The sequence below is a fragment of the Bacillus sp. FJAT-45350 genome (assembly GCF_002335805.1).
Classification (GTDB): Bacteria; Bacillota; Bacilli; order Bacillales; family NISU01; genus FJAT-45350.
Window position 1 is genome coordinate 1,380,352 of sequence record NZ_NISU01000001.1, and the last position, 25,993, is coordinate 1,406,344.

Genomic DNA, 25,993 nt, shown 5'->3' on the forward strand with positions numbered 1-25,993 from the left:
ATAAATAATAATACTTCTATTTGAAGTTACTGATTCCTTTAGTTTGTTGGATATTTTGTAATGTAATTTATTGGATAGGGAAATGTGGAAGGTAAATAATTTTTAATTTAATGGAAAACAATTTAAAATGGAATGATATAGCAATGTAATAATTTTAATATTTGGAGGACTTCGAATTGAACAATAAATATGAATCACTATTCGAAACAGTTACACTTGGCAACGGAACGAAATTAAAAAATCGTTTGATAATGGCTCCAATGACTCATTTCTCATCAAATCCTGATGGTACAGTGTCAGATGATGAGCTGAATTATTATGCTCGTCGCTCTAGTGGCGTAGGTATGGTAATTACAGCATGTATTTATGTTTCAGAAAATGGTAAAGGATTTAAAAATGAATTTGCTGGTAACAGTGATGAAATGGTACCTGGCTTAACTAAGTTAGCTTCAACAATAAAAGAACAAGGTGCCAAAGCTGTATTACAAATTTTTCATGGTGGGCGTATGTGTCCTCCTGAATTAGTACCGAATGGAGACATCGTCAGTGCTAGTGCCGTAGCAGCTGAGCAACCGAATGCCGTTACACCACGTGCATTATCAGAAGAAGAAATACAGTCTATTATCAAGGATTTTGGTGATACGACTCGTCGTGCAATTGAGGCTGGTTTTGATGGTGTTGAAATTCACGGCGCAAATGGATATTTAATTCAACAATTTTTCTCACCTCATTCGAACTGTCGCGAAGATGAGTGGGGAGGCAGTGTAGAAAAACGAATGAAATTCCCTCTTGCGATAGTTGATGAAGTAAAGCGTGTAGTTACTGAACATGCTAAAGAACCATTTATCGTGGGTTATCGCTTCTCACCTGAAGAACCAGAGACACCTGGTATTACAATGGGAGATACATTAGAGCTAGTTGACGTATTAGCAAGTAAGGAAATAGACTATCTTCATGTTTCTTTAATGGACTTCTGGTCTACTGCAAAACGAGGAGTAGAAGGTGAGCTGTCCCGTATGGAATTAATTAAAGAAAAGGTTAATGAGCGTGTACCAGTTATGGGAGGGGGCTCAATTCAAACAGCTGACGATGCACTTAAAGCACAACAAACAGGTATCCCGTTACTTGCATTAGGAAGAGAGCTAATAATTGACCCCGATTGGGTTCAGAAAATAGAAGAAGGAAAAGAAGCTGATATTGTTACTGAACTCAACCTTACTGAACAAGAGCGTCTAGTTGTACCAGATGGTTTATGGAATGTAATCGTGAATACACCAGGATGGTTTCCAGGGGTAAAGTAAAAGGTTTTAATATAAATCATTACAGATTTGAACTGCTCTCTATTGTTAGCTTCTTTTAACAATGGAAGGGCAGTTTTTCTGTTCATTAAAACTTCGTCATAATGAATCAAATGAAAATCACTCCGTCACAGATTATACAAACATCTGTAACAAAACTGTTTCTTTTGTGAATAAATTCACAATGTAATAAGGTATATACTGTGAGTATAGTATTTATGTTAAAAATGCGAGTTGTGAGGTGGAGAATATGGATTCAGTTGAATTTAGCCGCTATTTAACAATGTTGACGCTCTCGGTACATGTGATTTTTGCAACAGTTGGTGTTGGGGTACCACTTTTTATCATGCTAGCACACTGGCTTGGTTTAAAAAAAAATGATCCTCATTATTTATTAATGGCAAAACGTTGGGCTCGTGGTTATGTCATTAGTGTAGCTGTTGGGGTAGTAACTGGTACTGCCATTGCCCTGCAACTAGCATTATTATGGCCACGGTTTATGGAGTTTGCCGGTCAGCTAGTAGCATTACCGTTATTTATGGAAACATTTGCCTTTTTCTTTGAAGCTATCTTTCTAGGAATTTATTTATATACGTGGAATCGATTTAAAAATCCGAAACATCATTTTTATTTACTAGCTCCAGTAGTAATTGGTGGAGCAATGTCAGCACTATTTATCACATCAGTAAATGCGTTCATGAACACACCACAGGGCTTTGTCCTATTAAATGGTGAATTAACAAATATTCAACCATTACTAGCAATGTTCAACCCTGCGATGCCGACGAAGGTAGCGCATGTGTTAACGTCTGCCTATATGACATCTGCCTTTGTGCTTGCTTCGATTGCAGCTTTCCATATGATGCGTGGGAACCGTCACGAGTATCACCGAAAAGCATTGTCTTTAACAATGAAAGTTGGATTTATCTTCTGTATTGCGACTGCTCTTGTTGGTGACTTATCAGGTAAATTCCTAGCAGAATACCAACCTGAAAAACTAGCAGCTGCAGAGTGGCATTTTGAAACAGAAGGGGAAGCACCACTTGTACTTTTTGGAATATTAACAGAAACGAATGAAGTCAAATATGGAATCAAAATACCTTATGCACTAAGTTTCCTAGTTCATAACAACTTTTCTGGAGTCGTAACAGGCTTAAATGATATTCCAGAAGAATATCATCCACCATATATCGTCCATTATTTCTTTGACATTATGGTATCGATTGGGATTGGGCTTACAGTATTGTCGATGATTTACCTGTTAGCACTTAAATTTAAGTGGAAGTTTATAAAAACGAAAATGTTCCGTTATTCACTAGTAGCTTCTGGACCATTAGCAATGCTAGCGATACAAGCTGGATGGTGGTTTACAGAGCTAGGTCGTCAACCTTGGATTATGAGAGGGTTCATGACGACAGCAGAAGGTGCGACAGATTCTCCTTATGTTTGGGTCATGTTTATTGCCTTTGCTGTACTTTATTTCATCTTACTGGCTGGTACTGCCATTGTGTTAACTCGTATGTTTAAAAATAATCCAGTAGAAAAAGAGTTAGAGAAGAGCGCTGAACAAGGGAGGGATGCTGTATGACAATCGAAATTCTAGGAATCTCAGTATTATGGCTATTCCTATTCGGATATGTTATTGTCGCTTCCATTGACTTTGGGGCTGGTTTTTTCAATGCTTCTACGATTGTGACAAGAAAACATCATATCGTTAACTCTGTTATTCAGCGTTATTTATCTCCAGTTTGGGAGATTACGAATGTTTTCCTTGTTTTCTTTTTCATTGGGATGATTGGATTTTTCCCACAAACAGCCTATTATTTCGGGACAGTGCTGTTAATACCGATTAGTATCTCAATTATTTTACTAGCGTTGCGGGGAAGCTATTATGCTTTCAGTACGTACGGAACGAAAGGGCATTTCGGATATACGTTGATGTATGGTGTGACAGGGGTACTCATTCCTGCTTCATTAACAACAGCATTAATCGTTTCACAAGGTGGTTTCATTCGTGAAATGCCTTCTGGAAGAATTGACTTAGACTATGTAGCATTGTTCACTAGTCCATTTGCGTGGTCAATAGTAGTACTAAGTTTAGTGAGTGTCTTGTTTATCTCAGCAAGCTTTTTAGCGTATTATTCATCTGTCGCTGAGGACTGGAAAGCACTTAAATTATTTAAGAAATACACATGGATTTGGAGTTTTCCTACCATAATCACAGCCGTAGGAATCATCATTGAAATGAAATGGCATAACCCTTCTCACTTTGAAGGTTTGGTATCACTTTGGTGGCTATTCGCATTATCGTTTGTATCTTTTCTAGTAAGCTTATGGTTCTTGAAAAAAGGACAGTACGGATGGTCATTTATTTATGTAGTCTTGCAGTTCGCGATTGCCTTTTACGCTTACGGAGTATCACGATATCCGTATTTACTGTATCCGTATTTGACGATTTATGATGGCTTTACGAATGAAACAATGGCGTATGCATTAATCGCTGTATTTATTTTAGGTCTAATGTTACTCATCCCTTCTTTGTATCTCGTTTTCAAGCTGTTTATTATGAATAAGCCTTATATAAAAAAAGGAAAAGTGTGAGGAGGACGTAACGATGCATAATTTCTTATTATTCTATGCACCACTCCTAATTGTCTTGGTGGCGGTGGTTGTTTCTTTTATCGTCGCAACAAAAAGCACGAAGTTTGAGGAGTAATAAATGAAAACACTACAGAAGCTAGCACGTGCACAGAAGGGATGTTATTATGCGCTTTATGGCATGGCAGTAGCTTTCGGTCTTGTCGTTATTTCACAAGCTTATTTGATTGTTTCCATTGTAGACGATCTATTTCTTGGCAAATATGCTTTTCAGCAAGTAGTACCACTATTAATCGGATTATTATTCGTGCTGCTTTTACGCGCTCTTTTATCATATGGAACTGGAATGATTGGGGTAAAAATGGCGTCCGTAGTCAAAGCTGATTACCGGAAGAAGCTCTTAAAGGCCTATTCCTGTCAGTCGGTTCTTACCTCTTATAAGGAGCAGTCAGGTAAAAAAGTAAGTGTTATGTTAGATGCAGTTGACGAGCTTGATAGTTTCTATAGTAAGTACATTCCACAAAGAATTGTTTCATCGATTGTCTCTGTCATGATATTGATTGTTGTCTTTTCACAACATCTCTATTCTGGGTTGATTATCCTTGTGACAGCACCATTTATACCGATTTTTATGATTATAATCGGAAAAGCGACTCAGCAAAAATCCGAGGAGAAGCTCGATAGTTTATCATCTTTTTCAGGCAGGTTTTTAGATACACTACAAGGACTAGTTAGCTTGAAATTATACGGACGTTCTGGTCATTACAAAAATGTGATTGAATCTAGTAGTCTGAATTTCAGAGATTCAACGATGAAAATATTGAAGATAGCATTTACTTCTTCATTAATGTTGGAATTCATTTCGATGCTTAGTATTGGCCTTGTTGCATTGGAGCTTGGACTTCGACTTGTTGTATTTGACCAAGTTAGCTTTTTTACAGCCTTTTTTATCCTGTTACTAGTTCCTGAATTCTTTCATCTGTTAAAAGAGTTAGGAAGTGCCTTTCATGCTGGTCGTAGTAGTACAGGAGCAGCCTCTAAATTAGAAGAAGCACTTGATAAAGATACAAAAGTTGTATCGTGGGGGAATGAGTCATTAAAAACTAGCCCTCTAAAACTCGAGTTAAAAGATGTGAACTATAGCTATGAAAATACAAATTTCTCATTAACAAATGTAAATGCTAGTCTTCCAACTGTTAGTCAAGTTGCGATCGTCGGGAAGAGTGGAGCTGGTAAAACTACATTACTTCATCTAATTGCTGGTCTATTAAAGCAATCCTACGGTAATATTTTGGTGAATGGTCGTAATCGTTCAGATTACAACGAGAAGGATTGGTTTAACAACGTTAGTTATATTACTCAGCATCCGTATTTGTTTTCTGGTTCGATCGCTGAGAACATCTCACTCGGACTTGATGTATCAAGACAAGACATCCTAATTGCAGCAAAAAAAGCCAAACTGATAGAGCTAATTGATTCTTTACCGAATGGGTTAGAAACAATAATCGGTGAAGATGGGAGAGGACTATCTGGTGGTGAAAAACAACGAATCGCCTTAGCACGTGCCTTTTTAAAGGAGCCATCAATCATCCTATTTGATGAACCAACATCGGGACTTGATTTAGTGACCGAAAGAGTGCTTCATCAGTCTATTAAAGAATTATCTACTTCTTCAATAGTTGTGACTGTTGCACATAGGTTACAAACGGTGAAGCAAGCGAATCATATCCTACTTCTTGAAAATGGAAAAATTATAGCTCAAGGAACACATGAGCAGTTAAGCAACTCGGAACATGCTTATCGTCAGTTATTTTCTAGAGAAAGGGGAGGAGAAGAGCAATGAAGGAACTCATCCAAATCGTTCGCGTAATGATTAACAAAAGAAGAGATATGGTCTTGTCAATTGTTTTCTGCTATTTAGCAGGAATAACAGCAGTCGGTCTATTTGCAGCGAACGGTTACTTAATTTCTCAAGCTGCTCTTCAGCCTCCATTATATATATTAATTGGGATGGTCGCTGTAGTAAAAATAGGTAGTATCATTCGTGCTGGTAGCCGATACGGTGAACGTTATTATTCACACCGAGCGACCTTCACAATGCTCAGTGATTTACGTGTATTCTTTTTTGAAAAACTAGAAAAAATGTCACCTAGTACTATTCAGCAGTATAGAAGTGGTGATTTACTTGCTCGAATCGTAGGGGATGTCGAAAGCTTACAGAACTTTTTCCTTCGAGTGTTGTATCCACCAATCATAATGGTGACAGTGTTTCTAAGTACGATTCTATTCATCTCTTTCTATACCATAGAGGTTGTCTTGTTACTGACAATTGGTTTACTTCTAACTGGACTCATCATTCCAGCGTGGTTTGCAAAAAGACAAAGAGCAGTATCTACTAACATTATTGAGGAAAGAGCAAACCTGTCTACAGAGATTACAGAGTGGTTCCAAGGATTTCGAGAATTGAAAATTCATCAACTGGTTAACAAGAAAGAAGAGCAATTAGTTCGAGCTTCAAATGCTTATATTTCTGAGCAAGAAAGGGCGAGTAAGCAGGCAACAGTAAACCACACTGTAAACCTCGGGACTTCCTTTCTCATTTTTTGGTCGGTCATAGCCGTTAGTGGATATTTGGTAGCAACTGGTCAACTAGATGGACTATTCTTAGCAATGATTGTAATGATAAGCCTTACATTATTTGATCACTCTACACCGATGGCGACATTGCCTATCTATTATGAAGAAAGTGAAAGAGCGGCAAAACGACTTCATTCAGTGGCAATGGGACAGAAAGAACCGGAACAGAAGAAAAAAACTGTATTATCAGAAGATTTTTCATCAATTACGTTTGATAATGTAAGCCTCACTTTTTCAGGAGAACATAGGGAAGCAGTTAAAGGAGTTACATTTAATTTACCAGCTGGTAGTAAGACAGCAATCGTTGGGCCAAGTGGTTCTGGTAAATCTACAATACTGAAGCTACTCTTGAACTTGTACCCACCTACTAGTGGAGAAGTATTGTTAGGTGGAATTGCTGTTAGTGACGTAGAACATGAGCAACTATGGGCCAAAACAAAGGTCGTCTTACAAGAAAATCATTATTTTGCAGGCACAATAAAGGATAACTTACTATTATCAAATGACTCACTAACTGATGCTGAACTTGAAGAACTGCTAGCGGAGGCTCAGCTTTCACATTTCACTCTATCTGATCAAGTAATGGAGAAAGGGGAAAATCTTTCTGGCGGAGAAAAGCAAAGACTTACGATAGCTCGTGCAGTCGCAAAAAAAGGCTCGTTGTGGTTACTTGATGAGCCTACATCTTCACTAGATACTTGGACTGAGCAACGAGTATATGATCTTCTTTTCAGTCGTGGGGAAGACGATACAATGGTAATAATCAGTCATCGCCTATCTGGTCTTGAGAAGATGGATCAAATTATCGTCATGGATCAAGGGAGTATCATCGAGCAGGGAACATTTTCAGAGCTAATGGAGAAGAATGGCTATTTTTATCAGTTGAAGCAAATAGAAGACTCTTATTTGGAGAATTAGATTATCGTAATTATGATGATTTTTATCAAAATGTAAGTATATTCAAAATACCCTAAAGAAATCGAATTTGACAAAGAAAAATTAATAACCACTTAGACTTACTAAGCTCTAAGTGGTTTTCTCATTAACTCTATTCATCTTCAATCAATACAGCTGTCCCGTATACTAATACTTCTGATGAACCATCCATAATCGAAGAAGTTGTATAGCGGACATTAACTATTGCGTTAGCTCCAAGCTTTTCCGCTTCTTTTATCATTTCACTTTCCGCAAATTCTCTTGATTCGATAAACATTTCTTCATATTCTGTCATCCTACCACCAACAAGATTTCGTAATCCACCGATGATGTCCTTACCAAGATGCTTTGCCTGTACAGTGTTTCCTTTGACGACTCCTAGAGCCTTCACAATTCTTTGCCCTGGTACCGTTTCAGTATTTACAATTAACATGTAAAATTCCCCCAATCTTTCACTATCATAACATACCAATTCTTATGTAATTCAGAACTTTGAATTATCTTCACAATTTCACAAAAAATAAAGCTACCAACAACTAAGAACAATTTTTTAAAAGAATTTGAGCTACATAAATTATGTGAAATATTCAAATAATACCCTTGACATTTCAAGAAAGAAGGTACAGCTATTGGAAAACGAAATGAATTATGGAAAAGATTATAAAGTTATTCCTGCTACTTCAGTAGCAAGTGGAATGAGCTTGGAGTTAGTCCCAGATATTACTTGTCATACAATTCAAATCGTAAACATTAGTTTAGTTGGAAATCCTGACGAGAAAGACTTTGTATTGGTAGATGCAGGGATGCCCGGCTCAGCTAACGAAATTATTTCAGTTACTGAAGAGAGGTTCGGCACTAAAAGTCGTCCCAAGGCTATTATTTTAACTCATGGGCATTTCGATCATGTTGGGGCAATCCTGGAGTTAGTTAAGCATTGGGATGTTCCGGTGTACGCACATGAGCTTGAGATGCCATTTTTAACTGGAAAAATGAAATATCCTGAACCTGACCCTTCAGTAGAAGGTGGAATGGTAGCTAAAATGTCTCCAATGTTTCCAAATGACCCTATTAACCTTGGTTACCATATTAGGCCACTTCCTGCTGATGGTACTGTACCTCATATGACAGGATTCCGTTGGATTCATACACCAGGACATACTCCTGGTCATGTATCATTTTTTAGAGACCGGGATCGTGCATTAATTGTCGGTGATGCTTTTGTTACTGTAAAACAAGAATATCTCTACAAAGTATTAACTCAAGAACAGGAGATTAGTGGTCCTCCAAGATATTTAACCCCTGATTGGGTTGCTGCACGTGAGTCAGTTAGAAGGTTAGCTGAATTAAACCCTTCAATTGCTGTTACAGGACATGGTTTACCGATGGCAGGGCAAGAGTTAACAACGAACTTAGATAAATTAGTAAATAATTTTGATGAAATTGCCATTCCTGACTACGGTAAGTATGTTGACCAGAAGTTAAAACATTAAATTAATTAGAACCAGTTAAGGCGACTGTAAAGTTTTCAGTCGTCTATCATGCATAGTTACTGAAAATTTGTCTTACTTCCTTTTTAAATTATTTGCATGAGCCTGGTAAAAGTTTGTAAAACTAATCTCAATTACTAATGGGGTGAGAAAATAAATGACGGTATTAGAAATCTTTATCAGAACAACAGTTAGCTTTGTTATCCTGTATATACTGTGTCGTTTACTAAATAAAAAGCTCATTGCACAAATGACATTCTTTGATTTTGTAGCTGGTATTACAATTGGGTCCATTGTAGCAAGTTCCATGCTTATGAATGATATCCCTATATTAATAGGGATGACTGGATTAATTCTATTTTGTTTCTATACCTTTCTTAGTAGCATTGGGGCATTAAAAAGTTTTAGGGGAAGAAAAATTTTAGAGGATGAAACAACCTACCTTATAAAAGATGGACAAGTCCTTGAGAAAGGACTTAAGAAAGTAAGAATGACCATGGATGGACTTACCACCAATTTGAGAAAAAAGGGATTTTTTTATATTGACCAAGTTGAAACCGCAATTATGGAAACAGACGGTACTGTATCAGTACTTGCCAAACCTCCATATTTAAGGGCCATGCAAAAAGACGTTTTTAATGTCCAAATGAGCCGAGGAATAGCACAGGCTTTTATCATTGATGGAAAAGTACTACAAGAAAGCCTAAAAATGCTCGATAAAGATATGGACTGGGTAAATCAAACACTTCAAAATTTTAATATTTCTAAGGTGGATGACGTCTTCTTTGCCCAAATAGATCAACTAGGCAACATCTATATTGATAAGCGAGAAGATATTCTTACAAGTCGATTTGATTAATCGTACATATCAATTTAATTTAAGTTAAGTTTTAAAGAATTACGTTAAAAGAGTGTCTCCAATAAACTTTGGAAACACTCTTTTAACGTATAACCCCACCTACGCTAAATAACAAAAATAGCCCCTGTGATAAAACAGGAGCTATTAAGCGGTGTTAAGTATTAATTGTTGTTGTTATTATTGTTATTGTTGTTGCGATTATTGTTGTTTAAGTTTACTGCTTCATTCTCACTAGCAAATTCAACGTTTGCATTTTCTACGTTTAATTCTTGATTGTTATTGTTATTGTTGTTGTTGTTGTTGTTGTTGTTACGATTACGGTTGTTTCTGTTATTGTTAGCCATTGTTTTCACCTCCTAGAAAGTAGAATATCCCATTTATCAAATTAATATTAAAAATAAAAACAGTATATTTTCACTTAATGTGTTTATTGTTATCGATGTATAAATATACATACGTGATTCAAAATACTATCAATATAAATTATCTTTGTCTTAAATTGTTATAATTTTTGAGAGGTGTATCATCATAAAACCAATGGCATTAACCTTGTTACTAGATAAAATATTTTTCACCCCACAAATTCCTCAATTGGCAGAAATGGAACCAGTGACATGGTGGAAAGGTCTAATTGCAGGAGTGCTATATGGAGGAATTATTGAAGAAATAGGTGTACGTCTTTTTATCATGACTTTAATTATATGGGTACATGTCCTTTTGTATGTGATTTTGTATAACATTTTCAACTTAATAAATTGAAAGTGAGGACATTGATTCCAGGCTATTCAAAGTTCTAGGGTTTGTCACAAAAGGTTGTTCTACCTTTTGGACAAACCCTTTTTAGGTTAAATCGATTCATTTTCAACAGTACCTAAAGTTTGCAAAGCTGGTTCAAAGAGTGAATCAGGAATTCTCCCCATCATATTCCCTTTTATTCGGGTGTACATGCGGTTTTTCTTGTAATTAAAATAGACGATTAACTAGAATAGGAAGATAGTGTAGCAATGAGAATTACTCCTTAATATATATATCTTACACACTAAAAAAGGAGTGATTTAATTTGGCTAAACTTTCTCCACCGTGGATTACATTATGGAATGAAATAAAGTATTCCATCGGTAAAGATAATGAGGTAAGTGTTTTACCTATAGATACAGTAAAACAGCCTTATGTGATAAAAGTCATTACCGCTAATGAAGAAAAAGGGAGAGCTCTAGCTACGATACTAACACAGGTTCATCAACTAGGTAACATACAAATTCTAGTTGTTGTTGAAAATGGCAACGGGTTATCTTATGAAGGACTACCACTGTATGCCCATGATGAAATTCCTTCTATTATAAGAAAAGCGCTAAAAAGTAATCAATGGTTTGTTGACGTTATTGTTAAGCAAGTTGCGCCATACCCTAATGCTCCCACCGTTTTCTATCCGGTTTTTAAGAAAAGTGTAATTCAATTTTTTAATGATGATCTGACGGATGTATACAACAACTACAATAATGTAGTGGCTGATGTTTTCTCGAAGGTTTTAATAGATGCAATCAGTGGTATTTCGATTAATTGCTCTACTAGTAATAGCTAAAAAGTACAAGGTGTCTTAAATGAAGTACAGAAATCCCTTCTTTGTGACACCTTTTTTAGTTTAGCAGACACTGGTTACCTGTGTGAAAAATGTAAGTTACATATATATTTAACTGGATGTTCAAAAAGGGTACTAAAAAGTGATTTTCACTTTTTAGTACCCTTTAAGTAAAGGTTGTAATTCACCTTTTTTAACAACTCTACTCCTCAATTAAAAGTACTTTTTTGCCAGCATCTCAGCGGTTTTCGTTGCCAGTGCTTGTGTCGTTAATGTTGGATTGACACCACCGATCGAATTAAAATGAACACTATTATCAGCAATATAAAGACCCTTCACTTGATATGCTTCACATGACGAATCCACAACATAGCCCATTCGCATCGTACTTTCTAAATGGATGTAGAGATTTGGTGGTAAATCACTTCGGATAATCTTTCTAGCTCCAGCTTTTTGTAACATCTCTGAAGCGATGTGGGTCAACTGTTCTCGTTTTTCTTCGTCAGCTTTACTTGGTCTATAGATGACTCTAGGAATATAACCATGCTCATCTTTAATAGCAGGATCTAATTCTACTCTATTTTGATACTGTACTTCATCTTCCGTAATAACTAATAAGGAGAGTGTGTTTCGGTAATCTTTCATACCTTCTAATAAATCATTCCCAATAACTCTTCCTCTCTTATCAGCGATAGGATCAATTTGGCGGCTGAGTTCACTATAACCTGCTTGACTAAAGCCAAATAAAAACTCGGCAGATAAGCCAGGACTATTACCGAGGTTTTCTATCATACCGAGTCCCGGATAGTCGAGTCGTGCTCCAGATGTGTGACCGACAAAAGGATTGATAGAGGAGCTCCCTAGAATCTGTTGCAGTACATGTTCATCAAATATACCAGTTACAGCATCCATATAATGATTCGTCAAACCTCTACCGACCCAGGGATTGTAAGGTAAGTCAGAATTTAACCAAAGACGAGGTGTTTCAATACATCCAGCAGCCATAATGACCACTTTTGCATATAACTCTTCAATTTCTCCGGTCCACGTATCTCGAAACCGCACTCCTTTTGCAATTTGATCACCTTCAGGCGTCATTTCAGTTAAAACTTTTGTTGCAAAGGCGTTTGGGCGAAATGTAACATTCCCAGTTTTCATGGCAAGCGGTACATAGCTTACGTTTGTAGAACGTTTTGCCATTCTTTCAACGGTTGGCCCATAAGGACAACCATGTTCACAATGTCCACTGAGCGTACACCCCTCCATATGGCTTAATTCTTCTAATGAATAGCTAGGATCCATGAGATGTTCATTAGGAGGTAATATTGCATTTGGTTGAGGTCTGAAGCCAACACTCATCACGTCTAAAGTAGGTAATAGTGAAAAGCCTGCTTTTTCTGCACCATAATAAAAAAGTTCTTCTTTAGCTGTTGTAGGTGCAAATTCAACAGGAAGCGTTTCTTCAACTTTTTGATAATAAGGGATTAATTCCTCATAGCTAATCGGCCATTCTTCAATAGAATGTGGGTAGGCTCTAGGACAGTTCCCATAATAATGAAGCGTTGTACCGCCAACACCTGCATTTTGCCAGAGCAAGGCTTGATCTGGTATGTTTCGGTGCCAAGGGGAACGTCTTCGATCAGCTGGACCCCAACGAAACTTCCCAGAAACAAGGTCATTCATATCATTTTCTAGTCGTGTTAACTGTTTTTTATATAGTGAAGCGTCTAAGTCACTGGGATTAGCGCTTACCTTTGCCCCGTGTTGAGAATTAGGTTCTGGCCACTGTTTGTTTCCGTACCATGGACCAGCTTCAAGTACTGTCACCTTTAGCCCTAATTCTCCAAGTTCCTTTGCTGCAACCGCACCACCGCCACCTGCACCAATAATAAGTACATCTGGATTCTTCATCACACACCTCCTGTTCTATTCATTTTTAATAGAAATCCACGAAAATCTCGATAACCGTATGAGGGACCAGGGTAACCAACCTCACTCCAACTAACAGGAAAATGTTCTAGTTTTCTATTTTGGGGAGGATACAGTCTAGTAGTACCATAGGCTGACCACTCAGAATAGTAAGCAAACATTGCAAATCGATTGAGAGCATCTATTATATGTTTTACAAGACCTCCATCGTTATAGTATGGATTTGGAAGTAAGAACAAATCTACATCAAGGTTCTCTAATAGAGCCAAGGTATGAATTCGATCTTCACGAGAAAGAGAAGCGTAAAGACCAACGTTTAATTGATTCGTGTTTATTAAACGGGCTGCCCCTATATCAAGCATTTGCGCGGTAGGTAGTGCAAGTGGTACACGGCAACGATACAGTTGTTGTTGAATTGAAATGTAGTGTTCTAACGAATAAATGATATATTCCGCAACTAACTCAGCATGATTGTATTGTACTGATGATGAATAATCAGTTTGCAATGTAGTTGGGATTATAGCGTCAGCAAGAGCACGGAAAGTTATTCGTGTATAGTCTTGTTCAACTGGAGGAATTAACATATTTCACCTCGTTCCAAACATTTCCTGTCACCATTATCTTATTTTTTCCAATTCTAGTTTATGATTAGTAATAAAAGTAAGGAGTTTGGTTGGAGTTGATATTATCAAAAAGGATGAGATACTAAAATAAAGGAAAAGGGGGGTGTCGAGTGACGAAGCATTCTACTATAGGAAAAATAATATTTTGGCTTGGATTTCTTTTTTTTATGTTGGGAATTGGATTTAACGAGAGGGTCGAAATTATAACAAATGCACCTGACTTGTACACGTCACTTTCTACACCAGCAATTATAGTTGGTGTAGTGTTATTAGTTCTATCAAATTATTTCAAAAGTCATTAATAATATACAAGAAGTAGGATGCTTTTTTACCGATTGAGATTGTGTATGAAAGATTTCCTTTGCTTACGAGTACCCCTTGATTTCATTAGTTGTTCATTTATTTGATCTAATGCAATGTTTTTGACGGGATAGTTTGTGCTGGAATGCTTTTTGTAGAAATCGTATAAAAAACGAGCAATTCCTTATTGTGCAATTCTACGCTTTTTTAAGCTTCATTAACCCAACTGATTGAAATGCTACGAGCTCATGAATTTCCAACGTTTCATGCCATGCTAAGTACCTCGGTGTTCACATATGCTTTTTCTCCAATTATAGATAACCTCCTAAAAAGCACCCTGTTTCCATTGACAAGGTGCTTTTCTAATCGTGCCTATGCGAAATTCGGTGGTATATTTGGACCTCTTCCAACCATTGTATTATGCATGTAAGGAGGTGCTGGCTTAAGTTTCGGTTTAGGAGCAAAAGGATAAGGTTCTTTAATATATTGGAATTGCCCAAGAGAGTCCATACTAGGACCACTTGCCCAACGCCCAGTACTAGCCTCATCACCAACAGAGAAGCTAAAATACGAATATGCAACTTCTTGTTTTTCTAACTCGCGAGGAAAAGTGCTGGGTACGACAATATTTTCTTTTGCTTCTAACTCACAAATAGCAGCCTTCCACATATTTTGATGCATTGTATCTCGTGCGATTAGGAAAGAAAGCATATCCTTTACACCAGGATCATTTGTCATTTCATAAAGGCGAACAGCTTGAAGTCTACCTTGTGATTCTGCATTTAAATTTGCACGGAAATCTGAAAGTAGGTTTCCACTCGCAATAATATAATCAGCTGTCCAACGGTTACCATTACTATCAGCTGGAAGTGCCCCTAGGCCTGAAACAATTGCATGTTGGGGGTTCATCCCCCCAAGTATTGCTGCAATGACAGGATCCTTTGCTGCTTCCTCAAGGTCACCCACAGGTGCACCTTCTAATAAACGTGCAATCATCGTTGCAAGCATTTCAATATGAGCTAGCTCTTCCGTACCTGTATCCATTAGTAAATCCTTATACTTTTCTTCTCCGCGAAAACTCCAACCTTGAAATAAGTATTGTAGGGCAACTGATATTTCACCAAATTGTCCACCTAATACTTCTTGAAGCTGTCTAGCAAACAAAGGATCAGGCCTACTAGGTTTTGCATGGTATTGTAATTCTTTTACATGATAAAACATAGAAAACACCTCCTATAGAAGATATTTCATTTGGAGGTTGTTCTATAACTATATAGTTGAACTTTATAACAAACAAGAAAAAAGCCCATTGAAAGAGTGAAATTCACTTTTTCAATGGACACGAGTACTTTTACTGTTCCCTAAGATGTCTTGTTAGCATTCTTCGCCTTTATTATGATTTAATGGAGGAGGAATTAACCAGCCTTTTTCTTTATTTAGACGAAGTACTTTAGCTCCAAGTGCAGCCTTTTGCAGATGGAATTGTCCAAACATCATAGCAACGTCCTCTCGAATCGATTGACCAATAATCTGGCTACAAGAAACTAATCCAGCAGCAATATCCATTGATAAACAAGATGCAATAGCCGGATCTTGAAAACGTGCTCCTGTTGGGATATCTTCAAGACAAGCCTTTGGAGGTTCCGGTGGAGTTGGTGGTAAGCCGATTCCATTTTCCTTTAATAATGTCTCAATTTGTTTGATTTCTTGTTGCCCACCCTGAATTGCTTCTTCTAATAATTTTTTTAAATCATCATCACCAGCATGATTAAGCTTAGTTTGATATGCTGCCACCATACCTTTAGCAGTTAAAAGGTATGACCACGTACCAAATACTTCACCATAATGCAACGGTTCATTTGTTGGATTCCCACTTAAAATACCCATAACAGCACCCCTTATCGTTTTTGTAAGTTCCATAAGCAACTCCTTATTGAATCAGACAACAAGTAAAGTATTTGTACTGCTGCGTAGGAATATTCGAAGGCTCAAAAATAAATGCTATATGCTATTTAACAAAAAATATTTTTTGTAAATACTTCCTTTAGATGTATTATTTTTTAAAATTTTGAGTTATTATTAACTCAAAAAATTATTTTTTTTATATAGAAGGGAATCTAAAAGAGATGCCAAATTACATTGACATTTTATTATTAAATGTGTTGTTCCTCTTATTTTCTTAATATTTATTCCACACTTAATTAATACAAATTCTAGAAGTTTATCAGCCAGGCAACGGTATTGGTCATTAATAATGTGCTGTGTAGGTGCAATAATTGTCTGCATGTCCTATCCTATCCACCTCAATGACGATATAATAATGGACTTGCGCTCAATTCCTATTATTGTTGGAGGGTTGTATCTAAGGCCTTTAGCAGGTGCAATTTTACTTATTATATCAGTTTTGTATCGTTTCATATTATTTGGTTTTGGGGTAGGGTTTTTAACGAGCATCTTAGTTAGTGTCGTCACAGTTATTGCACTGATTTTTGTTCAAGTAAAATTTAGAACTGGAACTACAAAAGCAAAACTGAGGTCCGAAATCCATTAACTGTTGTTAAGGGATTTTTGCAAGTATTAAAACAAAACGATATACCAGCAGATAAAAGGGAAGAGTATATTAATATTTCTCTACAAGAGATAGACCGAGCTAATGACATTATCGGGAATTATCTTACATTTGCAAAACCCGCACCAGAACGGGTTATTGTAATGGACATTAAGCATGAATTGAACCGGGCGATTAATATTATTATGCCGATGGCTAACATGAATTGTGTTGAAATTCAAACGACACTTAACTCGTATTATATAAAAGGAGAATCACAGCTATTACAACAGTGCCTATTGAACATCACAAAAAATTGTATCGAAGCAATGCCTGAAGGAGGAAATCTTTCCATAAGTACAAATAAGGAAGGGTCAGGTAAGCTTGTGATTAAGGTAAAAGATACTGGAAAAGGAATGACTGATGAACAACTTGCAAGGATAGGTGAGCCTTATTTTACAACAAAAGGTAGAGAAGGTACTGGTCTTGGAATGATGGCTGCAATACAAATCATCTCAATTTTGAATGGTACACTCGAAGTAAAAAGTGTAGTAAATAAAGGTACAGAGTTTACGTTATATTTTCCTTTAATAAATTCTTCACTTAACGAAGTAGCAATTACACAAGACTAAACGAACATGTTTGGAGGACTCATAATGATAATTTATCAGGCCACGATGGAACAGATGTCCTTAAAGTGTCTTTCTTAATAGCATTGTTTGGAATAGTAGCTGGTGCAGTTGTATTACCATTGCAATTATATTTAAATAATACATGAAAGGAGTTAGCTGAATTGGTTAAAAATATAAGGATGCTAAACAGTGATGACTATCCATACCTAGAAGCAATGGATACTGGATTAGAAGACGATTATGTAGAACGTATATTTGATAGATTAACTTCAGAAAAAGATCATCACCGCTTGTTTGGATTATTTCTTGATAATCAAATGGTCAGTATGGGAGGATACTCAATCTTTGCAGGACGTTATGCGATGTTAGGTAGATTACGAAGCGATCGAAGGTTTAGAGGTAATAATTTGGGCACAGAACTGATATCTTACATTATGAACGAAGCATTAAAGCTGAATGGCATTCAGTGGGTCGGTGCAAATACACAAGAAAGTAACAATCCCGCACGTCGTGTCGTTGATAAGCTTGGTTTAAAGCCTTATGTCATGTTACATGGTGCGATTACAAAGGATACATCTGCACTTGTATCAGGTGCAAAGCAATGGAGCCCGGTCGTTTCAAGCGAACGAAAGTTGTTTTGGATTAGAGAAGTCTTTCTTAAACCGAATGCAGTTTTCCCTTATGAATGCTATTATTCATTCCCGGCATCTGATGAATTATTTCAAAGACATGTTATAGAGAAATGGTCCTTTTATGAAAATGAAGACCAGACGAGAGTACTTATAACCAAGTACGACCAAAAAGGCGATCATTATCTACATGTAGTTTATCCTTGGAGCGATATCGCGTCACAAAAAGGGTTGTGGGAAACGATATCTGATGATTACGATAAGTTAAAGCAACAAACAGAAGGGGATACATACATATGGATGGATTTAACGAAGGAGGATGCGGAATCACTCCCAGTAGGACACAAATTTGAACTACCATCTCCTTGGATATTATATGGAAGAGAAGTATAACCTCCTCAGATAGTTGAGGAGGTTTATTTGAATTCTTCTGTAATCTTATAAAGTCATTTCTTTGGAACGTCACAATGTGATTTCTATGATTCTTAATACATATGGAAGATATAACTTGAATAAAGTGGATCATACTAAAATCGTTCTGAAGGGAAGTCGACATTTTGTGGAATCATCCAATTAACCATACCGGTCCGTTTAATACGTATAGCTACTTTGTAGGTTTTAATCCTCCAACTTCATTTAATCCATATAGTAAATTCCCGATGATAGATCAATCCGTATTTTTAAGTCCTTTTACTTATATTGTTGGGGATGTCATGATCCAGAAAAATGTTTATATTGCACCTTTTGTTAGTATAAGAGCAGATGAAGGAACTCCATTTTTTATTGGAAGTGATTGTAATTTACAAGATGGTGTAATCTTACATGGATTAAAAAATGAATGTGTGGTCGTGAACAATGAAGAATATTCGATTTTTATTGGCCGTAATGTTTCTTGTGCACATAGTTCTCTAATTCATGGACCGTGTTTAATTGAAAACGATGTATTTATTGGGTTTCAAGCAACAGTATTTAATGCTTGGATCGGTGAAGGAAGCTTTATATCGTCTGGTGCAGTTATAACGAATGGGGTACAACTTAAACCAAAAAGTTTTGTACCACCTGGTGCAAGTATTGATACACAAGAACAAGCGGATTCTCTATCAACAGTACCAAAAGATAAAGAAGAGTTCGCAAAACAGGTTCAAAGAGTGAATCAGGAATTCCCTCCATCCTATTCCTTGTTATTTGGTAAAACAAAGTGTACATGCGGTTTGTCCTGTAACTAAAAAAAAGATGATTAATTTCTAAAAAGTATAAAGACATAGATGTTCTTTTATTACAAATTGTTGGTCAGGAAAATATAGTTGCACAAGTACATTAACAGGTATTTTGTCATATAACCACTAGTTTAGTCGAAGCACTTTATTTTTAGGTTAAAAGTTTGCATAATGATTAAGGGAAAAGACAAACTGATTAGTCGTTCATTTAAGGAGTGGAAACTGTAGTATGTCAGAGCTTAATAATTTATTTTTAATTGAGTGTTATCAAAGAGCAATTAAAATAGACAAAATAGATAAACATTTTATTTCATTGCTCAAAAAGGAACTAGAAAGAAGAAATATAAATATATAAACGTAGTTTGAAAGTTGTGATGTCTCAGCTATTTGCTGGGGCATTTTTTTATGGCTTAGCAGGAAATTAAAAAACACTTAAGCTGTGGATAAGGGTGAAGCTTATTCAAAGAAGGGCAATGGCTCCGCACATTGCTTTAAACAAAAGACCGCTTTGCCTTTTTTGTTCCTTAATGCACTATTCTTATAGCGACTAGAAAACGACAATAAGAAATAGTATTCAAAAGATTAAGGCTTCAGGCAAAATACTTGCATAAACAAGTATTTTGCCTGTAAGATTAAAAAGGTGTTACATCAGGGGTATTAGTGAAAGATGTCGCGACAATTAAACTTGTTTATATTAGAGTGAATTAAAATAGTGAAAAATAATATATAGAGAGTAGGGGGATTATGAATAAAGTCTTATTAAAAATGGCGATTCTTTCCGTTTCGTTATTAACAGTAATGGCTGGAGCGGCAATATCGCCAGCATTAGGAGACATTGCCCTTGCTTTCCCAGATGTCAATGAAACTACCATAAAATTAATTTTAACGTTACCTTCAGTCATGATTATCCCCTTTATCTTTGTTTCTAGTAAGCTAACAAGCCGTTTTTCAAAAAAACATATTTTGTTTGCAGGAATGCTTTTTTACTTAGTTGGTGGTCTAGGGGGAGGCTTTGTATCTAGTATTGAACTCCTTTTATTTTGTCGTGCCATTTTAGGTATCGGTGTTGGATTGATGATGCCGATTTCAACCTCATTAGTGGCAGATTTTTTTGATGGAGAAGAGAGAACTACGACAATGGGTCAAGTAAGTGCTGCGAATAATCTAGGTGGAGTAGCTTTGTTCTTAATGTCAGGAGTGTTAGCAGCAATAAGTTGGAGAATGGCGTTCAGCGTATATACGTTAGTTATTGTTGCTGCTTTAATTGTGTTTTTCTTTCTACCAAACAAAAAGCCAGATTTTCATAGTACGAGTAATCCGTCGGCACCACTCCCGAAAAAGTTATATGCTTATGGTGCGGCGATGTTTTTAATTGTATTAGCATTTTATTCAATTCCAGCCAATATGGCTTTGTATATCCAACAAGAAGGAATTGGAAGCTCTAAAAACGCAGGAGCAGTTATTTCTGTAGCAACAGCAGCGGGATTTTTTGCTGGATTATTATTAGGTAGGGTAAAGAGATTATTGCAAACGTATTTTATTGCATTCCAATTAATGTTAATGGGACTCGGCTTTTTAATTACTGCAATGACTAATAATCTTGTTTTTATTGGTGTAGGTGTTGGGTTTATGGGCTTTGGATTTGGGTCAATTCTACCAATTGTATTTGACCAAGTGTCACGCCAAGTACCAAGAACACAAACAGTTCAAGCGATGGCGATTGTGACAAGTATGCTGTTTTTCGGACAATTTTCTTCTCCTATCTTTCTCGATGGTATTGGTTTGTTATTCTCCAATGATTCTATTCGCTTCATGTATATGTTTCTATCTGTCGGTATTTTTATTGTAGCTAGTATCTTTTTCGTAATCGCATTCAAAACAGCACTCACTCAAAAGAAAGTTTATGAAGAAGTAGAAAATACGACATTATGATTTATGTATTGGTGCAATTTCCTAAGTGAAATTGTGCCTTTTTGATTTGCATTAACATTTTATTACACTATCGGAACTGGGTGCTTAAATTATTACGGATAACGTACTTGCGGGCGGTAGTGTAGCAGATGAAACGGTTAAACTCTAGACAATACACTGATTTAATGAAAAAATTTAATTAGTCAAAGCTCTTAGTAATTATTTCCACAGGGCATTTAATCCAATTTTACGGGCTTTCCAAAGTGCATATAGTGAATATTTGGAATATAATGATAAATAATTGCTTGTGCTCATAAAAAGTTGAGCTATAATTAAAAAATGGAATATGTAGTAAAGAGATTAATAGGAAATAATATCTTTTTTAAAATTATTATCTAAAAAAATAATTGGAGGACGAGCCGATGGATAATTTTATAAAATCTGAACCGCTTCATCTTCAAGCGTATACTATCATTAAATCCTCCATATTAAATGGAGAATTCCCGAATGGAGAACGGGTGGTTGAGTCTAAGTTAGCAACCAAATTTGGAGTGAGTAGAGGACCGATTAGGGAAGCGATTCGGATGTTGATTCAGGATGGGCTTCTCATTCAAAATGATGGAAGTATCCAAGTGTTTCAACCAACTACTCAAGATATTGTAGACATTCTACAATGTCGAAAAGGATTAGAAGCCATAGGGGTAAGGTTAGCTACGAAAAAGTTCTCTGCTAATGAACTTAAGAAACTATCGAAATGTATCGAAAAAACTAATCAAGCATACAAACGAAATGACTTTAAAGAATTAGGGTTATTAGACCAACAATTTCACGAACTAATCATTCAAGGATCAAGAAATAAACAACTAATTCAACTGATGGAGGTCATTAAGTCAAAGGTTATCTACATTCGCAATACGATCGTACCGAATGAGTATATTCAATCGATTGCTGATGAACATGAACGGATTTACCAGGCGATCCTTGAAGGGGATGAAGAAAAGGCAGAAAGAGAAATGAACTACCATATCCGAAAAGGAACTGAAAATATGGTGAAAGTATTACTTGCTAATAAGAGTGGTTAATAGACTTGATTACATCAAACCTCGGATGGAGCAACACGATATTAGGTTTGATTATATTTTGATTGTTGACTGTTAACAGTTGACATTATATCTCAATCTATGTTAAATTCTGAATATATTAATTATTTAGGTTTGTTTGATTTTTATAGATAAATAAATTCATTATTTAAGAGGAGGAAGAATTATGGGAGTAATGTTAAAGGGGAAAGTTCAAGGAGCATCAGCATGGAAAGGAAAGGAACTTTTAAAGGACGATTCATGGATTTATTTCTGGTCTGAAGAAGCGATTGCTTCTCTTGAAAGCGCTTTAAAAAATGTAGAACAAAAAGGATTACAAGCACCGGATTTTACGAAAGAGGATTTCCCGATTCCAGATCTTGCGGATGAAATCGCTTACTTTGTCGATGAATTAGAAAATGGAAGAGGATTCCTATTGCTTCGTGGATTACCGGTTGAAAATTATACAGAAGAACAAGCAAGCATCATTTATTATGGTATCGGGCTACATATGGGTATACCTGTTTCTCAAAACATTAAAGGGGACCTATTAGGTCATGTAAGGAATATTGGGGCAATTGATACTTCAAATGTTCGTGTGTACGAAACGAATGAAACTCTACCTTATCACGCAGATTTATCTGATGTCGTTGGTTTACTTTCTCTTCGTAAAGCGAAGTCAGGTGGCTTAAGCAGTCTAGCAAGTGCGATGACGCTCTATAATGAAATTCAAGAAAGATATCCAGAACACCTAGGAATTCTTTACCGCTACTTCCTAATGGAACATCTTGGTGATGGTGAACCTGCTTTTACACCAATCTTTAGCTACCATGATGGTAAATTAAGCGCTCGCTATTTACGTAAGTATATCGAGATTGCACAAGAAATTGCAGGACATCCGTTATCGAAAATTGAAGTGGAAGCTCTTGATATTATAGACTCGATTCTTCATGATAAGGATATTCGTATCGATATGATGCTTGAACCAGGTGATATTCAATTCGCGAATAATTATACGGTATTCCATTCTCGTACACAGTTTGAAGATCACGAGGACCTAGAACTAAGACGTCATTTATTACGATTATGGTTAAAAATGCCTAACGCAAGAGAACTCGCTCCTGACTTCCCAGGTCGAAATGGAATTGCGAAACGTGAAGAAGCAGCTGGAGTGTAATAGCTGAACATATGAAATAAAAAAGCATAATATGAGATGACTTCTGAATTTATAAAGACCGCTGAAAAAGTGTGATTATCAGCGGCCTTTTATTTATAAAGAGTCATCTTTTTTGTATAGTTTACTATTTTGCGCTAATTACTTTTCTACTAACTTGTATGAAAGTATTTCATGGTGGCAATCTACATAGAATAGTTTCCACTAGAAAAACAAACATCCATTCGCTAAAATAGAGAGAGTATGTTTTATGAAATGGCTGAGGTGAAGAAGATGCAGTTCCGAAAGAGTCTACCAGAACTGATTAAAGATATTAAAAATGATGAACTAATTAGTAGAAATATTGTTCACTGGCATGAAATAGAACCGGTAGAAGGGAAAACGTCTCCTTTTCCGATTGAATTAGATGAAAGAATTGGCTTTGCGTTAAAAAAGCGTAGTATCGAGGAACTTTATACACATCAAGCAACCGCGTTTGAAACGGCAAAACGAGGTGAGAGTTTTGTTGCGGTTACACCAACTGCTTCTGGGAAAACACTCTGCTATAATTTACCTGTTCTTCAGGAGATAGTTGAGAATGAAGAAAGTCGGGCATTGTATCTTTTTCCAACAAAAGCATTGGCTCAAGACCAAAAAAGCGAAATTAATGAATTTATTGAAGAGATAGGACTCGATGTAAAGTGTTTTACATATGATGGGGACACAGCTCCAAACATTCGTCAAGCTGTTCGAAAAGCTGGTCATGTCGTTATTACAAATCCTGATATGCTGCATTCTGCGATATTGCCTCATCATACAAAATGGGTTGCTTTTTTTGAAAATCTTAAATACATCGTAATTGACGAGCTCCATATTTATAGAGGCGTTTTTGGAAGTCATGTCGCGAATGTGATTAGGCGTCTAAAGAGAATTGCCAACTATTATGGTAGTAATCCTGTCTTTATATGTACCTCAGCGACGATAGAGAACCCGAGAGAGCTTGCACAAGAGTTAACGGGTAATGAGATGACATTAATAGATAACAATGGTGCTCCACGAGGGCGGAAGCATTTCGTTTTTTATAATCCACCAATTGTAAATGAACCTTTGAATATTCGAAAAGGTGCTACTTCAGAAGTTAATCGATTAGCAAAACGGTTTCTTAAGGAGAAGGTTCAAACGATTGTGTTTGCAAAAAGTAGAGTAAGAGTTGAGATTATACTTAGTCATCTACAGTCCTTAACGAAAAGGGAAATTGGAAAGAAAACAATCCGTGCGTACCGAGGTGGATATTTACCGAAGCAACGGAGAGAGATTGAAAGGGGATTACGAAACGGGGAGATTATTGGAGTAGTTAGTACAAATGCGTTAGAGCTTGGTGTAGATATCGGTCAACTTCAAGTGTGTATTATGACTGGCTATCCTGGAACAATTGCCAGTGCTTGGCAACAGGCGGGCCGAGCAGGGAGAAGACAGGATGAGTCGATGATTATTATGGTCGCGAACTCGACTCCAATTGATCAATATGTTATTCAAAATCCTGATTATTTCTTTAACAAAACTCCTGAATCAGCACGAATTAATCCTGACAACTTAGTAATTTTAGTCGATCATTTAAAGTGTGCTGCTTATGAGCTACCATTCAATCAAGGTGATCCCTTTGGTGGTATTGAGGTTGATGAGATTTTAGAGTTTTTAACTGAGGAAAATGTTTTGTATCAGAAAGGGCGTAAGTGGTTTTGGATGAATGATGCATTCCCAGCTCATAACATAAGTCTCCGTTCGGCTTCTCAGGAAAATGTAATTATTATCGACCAATCTGATATTGCCAACGTAATGGTTATTGGTGAAATGGATCGGTTTAGTGCGATGACACTACTTCACGATGAAGCAATTTATTTACATCAAGGTGTTCAATACCAAGTGGAAAAGCTAGATTGGGAAGAAAAGAAAGCCTTTGTCCGAGAAGTAGACGTCGAATACTTTACTGATGCTAATCTGGCTGTTCGGTTAAAAGTCTTAGAGGAAGATAAACATAAGGAGAGAGCTCGTTCAACGATTACGTATGGTGATGTAATGGTGAATGCGATGGCAACAATTTTCAAGAAAATAAAGCTATCTACGTTTGAGAATATTGGTTCAGGTCCTATTTCTCTTCCAGAGGAAGAACTCCATACAAATGGAATGTGGATTTCCTTTTCGGCGGATGTACTAGAGGAGTTTGGGAAGGATCCTTTGGAACAAGCGTTAATCGGTTTTGCAAATGTATTAAATCATGTCGCTCCTGTCTTTGTCATGTGTGATCGAAGTGACTTACATGTCGTGCCACAAATTAAAGCTGATCATTCTGAGTTACCGACAATTTTCCTTTATGACCGCTATCCCGGTGGTGTAGGTCTATCTGAACAAGTTTTTAAAAATAGTGAAGAGATTGTAAAAGAAGTAGGGAACCTGCTAGATCGTTGCCGATGTGTAGATGGGTGCCCTTCCTGTGTTGGTTCAACTGATGAAGTAGGCAAGAATGTAAAAATCATGGTAAAAAAACTACTGTCGATAACAACGAAAGAAGGAGATTGAT

Annotated in this window: 25 protein-coding genes and 1 pseudogene; 20 read left to right on the plus strand and 6 right to left on the minus strand. The window is 36.5% G+C overall.

Annotated features, from left to right (window positions below; translation table 11 throughout):
• Positions 1-176 precede the first annotated feature (176 nt).
• The 6 genes from CD003_RS06990 (at position 177) to cydC (ending at position 7,451) form a co-directional block, all read left to right on the plus strand.
• Positions 177-1,301, plus strand: a complete 1,125-nt coding sequence (locus CD003_RS06990) for an NADH-dependent flavin oxidoreductase (RefSeq protein ID WP_096200442.1) — start codon at positions 177-179, stop codon at positions 1,299-1,301.
• Positions 1,302-1,539: 238 nt separating this feature from the next.
• Positions 1,540-2,886: a cytochrome ubiquinol oxidase subunit I gene (locus CD003_RS06995; protein ID WP_096200443.1), complete on the plus strand. Its 1,347-nt coding sequence runs from the start codon at positions 1,540-1,542 to the stop codon at positions 2,884-2,886.
• Positions 2,883-3,899 carry a cytochrome d ubiquinol oxidase subunit II gene (locus CD003_RS07000; protein WP_096200444.1) on the plus strand — a complete coding sequence of 339 codons (1,017 nt, stop codon included), beginning with the start codon at positions 2,883-2,885 and terminating at the stop codon, positions 3,897-3,899. The genes CD003_RS06995 and CD003_RS07000 overlap by 4 nt, the downstream gene beginning before the upstream one ends.
• Before the next feature lie 13 nt (positions 3,900-3,912).
• Positions 3,913-4,014: a cytochrome bd oxidase small subunit CydS gene (gene cydS / locus CD003_RS22575; protein WP_373558534.1), complete on the plus strand. Its 102-nt coding sequence runs from the start codon at positions 3,913-3,915 to the stop codon at positions 4,012-4,014.
• A gap of 3 nt (positions 4,015-4,017) precedes the next feature.
• Entirely contained in the window at positions 4,018-5,739 is a 1,722-nt protein-coding gene (gene cydD / locus CD003_RS07005; RefSeq protein WP_096200445.1) for a thiol reductant ABC exporter subunit CydD, read from the plus strand.
• The gene (cydC, locus tag CD003_RS07010; RefSeq protein WP_096200446.1) at positions 5,736-7,451 is read left to right on the plus strand and encodes a thiol reductant ABC exporter subunit CydC; all 1,716 of its coding nucleotides are present in this window, start codon (positions 5,736-5,738) and stop codon (positions 7,449-7,451) included. The genes cydD and cydC overlap by 4 nt, the downstream gene beginning before the upstream one ends.
• A 130-nt stretch (positions 7,452-7,581) precedes the next feature.
• Here cydC and CD003_RS07015 read toward each other — a convergent pair whose 3' ends face one another.
• Complete coding sequence (locus CD003_RS07015) at positions 7,582-7,902, minus strand: YbjQ family protein (RefSeq protein WP_096200447.1); 321 nt, start codon at positions 7,900-7,902, stop codon at positions 7,582-7,584.
• Positions 7,903-8,098: 196 nt separating this feature from the next.
• Between CD003_RS07015 and CD003_RS07020 the strand changes: the two genes are divergently transcribed.
• The gene (locus CD003_RS07020; protein ID WP_096200448.1) at positions 8,099-8,959 is read left to right on the plus strand and encodes an MBL fold metallo-hydrolase; all 861 of its coding nucleotides are present in this window, start codon (positions 8,099-8,101) and stop codon (positions 8,957-8,959) included.
• A 154-nt stretch (positions 8,960-9,113) separates the two neighbouring features.
• Positions 9,114-9,815: a DUF421 domain-containing protein gene (locus CD003_RS07025; protein WP_096200449.1), complete on the plus strand. Its 702-nt coding sequence runs from the start codon at positions 9,114-9,116 to the stop codon at positions 9,813-9,815.
• A 161-nt stretch (positions 9,816-9,976) separates the two neighbouring features.
• Here CD003_RS07025 and CD003_RS07030 read toward each other — a convergent pair whose 3' ends face one another.
• Positions 9,977-10,159: a hypothetical protein gene (locus CD003_RS07030; protein ID WP_096200450.1), complete on the minus strand. Its 183-nt coding sequence runs from the start codon at positions 10,157-10,159 to the stop codon at positions 9,977-9,979.
• A 716-nt stretch (positions 10,160-10,875) separates the two neighbouring features.
• Here CD003_RS07030 and CD003_RS07040 point away from each other — a divergent pair.
• Positions 10,876-11,397, plus strand: coding sequence for a hypothetical protein (locus CD003_RS07040; RefSeq protein WP_096200452.1), 522 nt, complete (start codon positions 10,876-10,878; stop codon positions 11,395-11,397).
• A 210-nt stretch (positions 11,398-11,607) separates the two neighbouring features.
• Here the strand turns inward: CD003_RS07040 and CD003_RS07045 are convergent, their stop codons facing one another.
• Both CD003_RS07045 and CD003_RS07050 read right to left on the minus strand, forming a co-directional pair.
• Positions 11,608-13,305: a GMC family oxidoreductase N-terminal domain-containing protein gene (locus CD003_RS07045; protein WP_096200453.1), complete on the minus strand. Its 1,698-nt coding sequence runs from the start codon at positions 13,303-13,305 to the stop codon at positions 11,608-11,610.
• Positions 13,305-13,907, minus strand: a complete 603-nt coding sequence (locus CD003_RS07050) for a hypothetical protein (RefSeq protein WP_096200454.1) — start codon at positions 13,905-13,907, stop codon at positions 13,305-13,307. The genes CD003_RS07045 and CD003_RS07050 overlap by 1 nt, the downstream gene beginning before the upstream one ends.
• A 149-nt stretch (positions 13,908-14,056) precedes the next feature.
• On the opposite strand from CD003_RS07050, the gene CD003_RS07055 reads away from it, so the two are divergent.
• Positions 14,057-14,248 (plus strand): hypothetical protein, encoded by a 192-nt coding sequence (locus CD003_RS07055; RefSeq protein ID WP_096200455.1) that lies wholly within the window; start codon positions 14,057-14,059, stop codon positions 14,246-14,248.
• A gap of 370 nt (positions 14,249-14,618) precedes the next feature.
• Here the strand turns inward: CD003_RS07055 and CD003_RS07065 are convergent, their stop codons facing one another.
• Entirely contained in the window at positions 14,619-15,467 is an 849-nt protein-coding gene (locus tag CD003_RS07065) for a manganese catalase family protein (protein ID WP_096200456.1), read from the minus strand.
• A gap of 153 nt (positions 15,468-15,620) precedes the next feature.
• A complete protein-coding gene (locus CD003_RS07070) occupies positions 15,621-16,133 on the minus strand; it encodes a DUF3231 family protein (RefSeq protein ID WP_096202278.1) in 513 nt (170 codons plus the stop codon).
• 313 nt (positions 16,134-16,446) lie between these two features.
• Here CD003_RS07070 and CD003_RS22580 point away from each other — a divergent pair, with 313 nt between their 5' ends.
• The 10 genes and pseudogenes from CD003_RS22580 (at position 16,447) to CD003_RS07115 (ending at position 25,992) form a co-directional block, all read left to right on the plus strand.
• Positions 16,447-16,797: a LytS/YhcK type 5TM receptor domain-containing protein gene (locus CD003_RS22580; RefSeq protein ID WP_373558554.1), complete on the plus strand. Its 351-nt coding sequence runs from the start codon at positions 16,447-16,449 to the stop codon at positions 16,795-16,797.
• A pseudogene (locus CD003_RS22235) lies at positions 16,791-16,925 on the plus strand (histidine kinase dimerization/phospho-acceptor domain-containing protein); the annotation flags it as partial. The gene CD003_RS22580 and the pseudogene CD003_RS22235, both read left to right, overlap by 7 nt.
• Positions 16,926-16,958: 33 nt before the next feature.
• Positions 16,959-17,426 carry an ATP-binding protein gene (locus CD003_RS07080; protein ID WP_373558555.1) on the plus strand — a complete coding sequence of 156 codons (468 nt, stop codon included), beginning with the start codon at positions 16,959-16,961 and terminating at the stop codon, positions 17,424-17,426.
• A 161-nt stretch (positions 17,427-17,587) separates the two neighbouring features.
• Positions 17,588-18,448 (plus strand): GNAT family N-acetyltransferase, encoded by an 861-nt coding sequence (locus CD003_RS07085; protein ID WP_096200459.1) that lies wholly within the window; start codon positions 17,588-17,590, stop codon positions 18,446-18,448.
• A 164-nt stretch (positions 18,449-18,612) separates the two neighbouring features.
• The gene (locus CD003_RS07090; protein WP_096200460.1) at positions 18,613-19,281 is read left to right on the plus strand and encodes a carbonate dehydratase; all 669 of its coding nucleotides are present in this window, start codon (positions 18,613-18,615) and stop codon (positions 19,279-19,281) included.
• A 220-nt stretch (positions 19,282-19,501) separates the two neighbouring features.
• Positions 19,502-19,627, plus strand: coding sequence for a sporulation histidine kinase inhibitor Sda (gene sda / locus CD003_RS07095; protein ID WP_096200461.1), 126 nt, complete (start codon positions 19,502-19,504; stop codon positions 19,625-19,627).
• A gap of 389 nt (positions 19,628-20,016) precedes the next feature.
• On the plus strand, positions 20,017-21,204 hold the full coding sequence (locus tag CD003_RS07100; protein WP_096200462.1) for an MFS transporter: 1,188 nt from the start codon (positions 20,017-20,019) through the stop codon (positions 21,202-21,204).
• A 401-nt stretch (positions 21,205-21,605) separates the two neighbouring features.
• Positions 21,606-22,265, plus strand: coding sequence for a GntR family transcriptional regulator (locus CD003_RS07105; protein WP_096200463.1), 660 nt, complete (start codon positions 21,606-21,608; stop codon positions 22,263-22,265).
• 184 nt (positions 22,266-22,449) lie between these two features.
• Positions 22,450-23,439 (plus strand): TauD/TfdA family dioxygenase, encoded by a 990-nt coding sequence (locus CD003_RS07110; protein ID WP_096200464.1) that lies wholly within the window; start codon positions 22,450-22,452, stop codon positions 23,437-23,439.
• Positions 23,440-23,709: 270 nt separating this feature from the next.
• Entirely contained in the window at positions 23,710-25,992 is a 2,283-nt protein-coding gene (locus CD003_RS07115; protein ID WP_096202279.1) for a DEAD/DEAH box helicase, read from the plus strand.
• Position 25,993: the final 1 nt, after the last annotated feature.